This is a genomic window from uncultured Campylobacter sp. (genome assembly GCF_938045595.1).
GTDB lineage: Bacteria > Campylobacterota > Campylobacteria > Campylobacterales > Campylobacteraceae > Campylobacter_B.
On sequence record NZ_CALIBB010000211.1, the window covers coordinates 1 to 2,818 of the forward strand.

The 2,818-nt window shown below is 45.0% G+C and carries 2 protein-coding genes; both read left to right on the forward strand.

What is annotated here, in order from left to right; all coding sequences use genetic code 11:
- Positions 1-186: 186 nt before the first annotated feature.
- Complete coding sequence (gene cas1 / locus Q0340_RS08310) at positions 187-2,382, forward strand: CRISPR-associated endonuclease Cas1 (protein WP_298082924.1); 2,196 nt, start codon at positions 187-189, stop codon at positions 2,380-2,382.
- Positions 2,379-2,651 (forward strand): CRISPR-associated endonuclease Cas2, encoded by a 273-nt coding sequence (cas2, locus tag Q0340_RS08315; protein WP_298082925.1) that lies wholly within the window; start codon positions 2,379-2,381, stop codon positions 2,649-2,651. The genes cas1 and cas2 overlap by 4 nt, the downstream gene beginning before the upstream one ends.
- Positions 2,652-2,818: the final 167 nt, after the last annotated feature.

Genomic DNA, 2,818 nt, shown 5'->3' on the forward strand with positions numbered 1-2,818 from the left:
AAATTACCGGGGTCGGCAAAAGCACGGTTTTTGGGCTAGGCAAGATAAAGGCAGAGCGGATTTAAATTGTACCGCAGAATTCAAATTTTGCCGCGAGTTACAGAGCGGATAAATTTCGCCGTGGGTTACGGTATCGGCGCGTTTTGCTCGATATTTACTAGCTAAATGCAATGACAAGGAGGCGTCATGTTTGATCTAAACTTAGAGGATATTTTTACCGCAGGCGCCTTTGAATACGCGCTAAAAAGATTAAAGCGCACCGCTTTGGGGCTTGACGGACTTAGTGCTGATGATATTTGCACGGACGTATTTTATGCCGAGCTAAAGGACGAAATTTTTAATCTTTCATATTCGCCGCAGCCCTTAAAACGAGCATTTATCCCAAAAGAGGCCAAGGACGAGCTTCGCAAACTAGCCATCCCGTCGCTAAAAGATAAATTTGCGCAAAATATCCTCGCTCGCGAACTTTCAAGCTATTTTGACAAGAGCTTTTCAAACCGCTCCTACGCTTACCGCATCGGCAAATCTTACGCCAATGCAATCTATCGCGCCCGCGATTTTTTTAAAATTTATAAATTTGCCGTCAAAACCGACATCAAAGATTTCTTTGAAAATATCGATCACGAAAAATTGCTTGAAATTTTACGCGCAAATATCCGCGACGCTCGAATAATCAGGCTCATTGAGCTTTGGATCAAAAACGGAATTTTCGAGCGCTTTGATTACCGTGCTCACGCAAAAGGCGTTCATCAAGGCGACGTCCTAAGCCCGCTGCTCTCAAATATCTACCTAAATCAAATGGATAAATTTTTAGAGCAAAGCGGTACAGAGTTCGTTAGATACGCCGATGATTTCGTTATGTTTTTTGTTTCATATGAAGCCGTCGAGAGGGAACTCGCGCACCTGAAAGATTTCCTAAAAACCATAAGCTTATCTCTAAACGAAGCCAAAACCTCCATTCACGGCAAAGATAGCGAATTTGTCTTTTTGGGCGTAAGCTTTAAGGGCGCAAATTTAAGTATCGGCGAGGAAAAATTTAAGCGCATTCTAGCCAAGCTCGCAAGCTCTGCCAAAAAGCAAGCAATAAGCCAAAGCGTAGAAAATTTAAACGCCTACGTGTATCATCTAAAGGCTATCTCGCTTAAGCTTTTCTCGCCTTTGCAAAAAGATAGGTTTTGCTTGCATTTTGGCGAGGTCGTAACGAGCCTAATACGCAGATTTCTAAAAACCGCAGACAAGCGGACGCTAGTAGAAGCCTTAATAAACCTAAACTTCCCCTACGAACTAAGCAAAACGGCTAGAAAGGCTAAAATTCTAACCTACTTCAAAAACGCCAAGCGTCCCGCCGTCAAATCCGTCCAAAACGCTCTTGAGGCTAAAAAGCGCGAATATCTAAAAACCTTCTCGCAAAGCTCGATTATCCACATCACGACGCCTTTTTACTTCCTCGCTCTGTCGCAAGGAAAGCTCGTGCTAAAAAGCAAAGGCGCTATCAAGCACAAATTCCCCATAAATCAAATCAGCCAGATCATCATAAACGCTCAAATTTCGCTTAGCTCCGCCGTCATCAAAGAGTGCGCCAAAAAGAAAATTTCCATAAATTTCATCGACGAAAAGACCAGTCTCAGCTACGCCACGCTCATTAGCGCGAATTCTGCCATACCCAAAACCGCCGCTTCGCAAATTTCGCTGCTAACTACCAAAAAATCGCTCCGCATCGCCCAGCAGCTCATCACCGGCAAGCTAAAAAATCAGATCAACTATCTAAAATATCTAGGCAAATACCATAAAAATCTAGGCGCCGAAATTAAAGCGATGCAAGAAATTTTAAAGCTTCGCGTCCCTGACGCCGCAAGCGTAAGCGAGCTTATGGGCTTTGAAGGAAGCGCCGCAAACTCCTACTGGCAGGCTATCGCAAAAGCGATCGACTACGAGTTTGGCTTTAGTGCGCGAGTGACGCAGGGCGCTACCGACGTCGTAAATTCCGCCCTAAACTACGGCTACGCGATCCTTTATTCAAAAATTTTAAAATCCATTGCCGCTGTGGGTCTCTCGCCCCACGTATCCTATCTGCACGCGCTTGATGAGCAAAAGCCCACTCTCGCCTTCGATCTCATAGAGGAATTTCGCGCCTTCATCGTCGATCGCGCCGTAATCTCGATGGTCAATAAAAACGAGCCCTTTGAGATAAAAGACGGGCTCCTATCTGTCGCAACCAGGCAAAATATCGCCAAAAACGTAAATGAAAAGCTCTTCGCTTGCACGCAGTACAGAGGCGAACAGCTAAAAGCGCAGGATATCATAGATAGGCAAGCCTACGCCTTAAAACGCGCCGTAACCCAAAACGAAAAATATAAGCCTTTCATCGGGAGATTTCAATGAATTTAATCATCTGCTACGATGTTTGTAAAACTAAGCGCCGCAACAAACTCGCCGCCTTGCTAGAAGGCTACGGGCTGCGGGCGAACTACTCGGTATTTGAGCTAGACGTCTCCGAGCGGATTTATGCCGAGCTAAAACAGCGCATTGCGCGCATAATCGAGCCCAAAACCGACAAAGTCCTATTCTACCGCATCTGCAAAACTTGTATGGCTAAAAGCGAGAGCCTAGGCGAAGGCGATATATTCCACTCCCCTGATACCTACGTCTAAGCTCCATTCCTGCGGATTTGATTTTCGGACTTTTCTTAAATTTAAAACCCCGAATTTAGCGCACTTTTATATTCTATTAAGCTTCAAAATGTCCGCAAAGCTCAAATTGCGCTCGCGCCAAAAACCCTTTCTCGGACTTCCGCTATTTAGCCTATTTTAAAAGTCCC